This window comes from Bradyrhizobium sp. BRP19 (assembly GCF_020194195.1).
GTDB lineage: Bacteria > Pseudomonadota > Alphaproteobacteria > Rhizobiales > Xanthobacteraceae > Bradyrhizobium > Bradyrhizobium yuanmingense.
Genome location: NZ_JADYVZ010000185.1, coordinates 1 through 416, shown reverse-complemented (window position 1 = coordinate 416; position 416 = coordinate 1). Strand labels below are relative to the sequence as shown.

Genomic DNA, 416 nt, shown 5'->3' with positions numbered 1-416 from the left:
GCCCAGGCCTGGGCAAGCGTCCGCGTCAATCCGACCGCGCCGGTCTTCGAGGCATTGTAGGCGGGATTGCCCATCGTCGAATGACAGGCGGCGGTCGAGCTGACGATGATGAGCGAGCCCGTGCTCGCGCTCAGCATCTTCTGGAATTTGGTCGCGCAGGCCATCAGGCTCATGAGGTTGACCTCCACGACCTTGCGAAAGCCTTCCATCTCGAACTCGCCGCGGCGGTAGATCACCGCGCCCTGCGCCAGCACCAGCACATCGAGCCGGTCGAAGGTTGGGTTGAATTGCTCGATCGCGCGAGCGTCGCTGACGTCGAGCTGCGAGTATTCCAGGCCTTCGAGATGCGACCCTTCCTCGGCCGAATAGTCGATCGCCTTGGCGCGCGTGCCGCAGACATGCACGCGCGCCCCCTT

At 64.4% G+C, this 416-nt stretch carries 1 protein-coding gene; it reads right to left on the bottom strand.

Annotation, left to right across the window (positions count from 1 at the left end):
• Positions 1 to 416, bottom strand: a 416-nt coding sequence (locus I6F36_RS39105; protein WP_225173305.1) for an SDR family oxidoreductase, incomplete at both ends; no start/stop codon positions are given.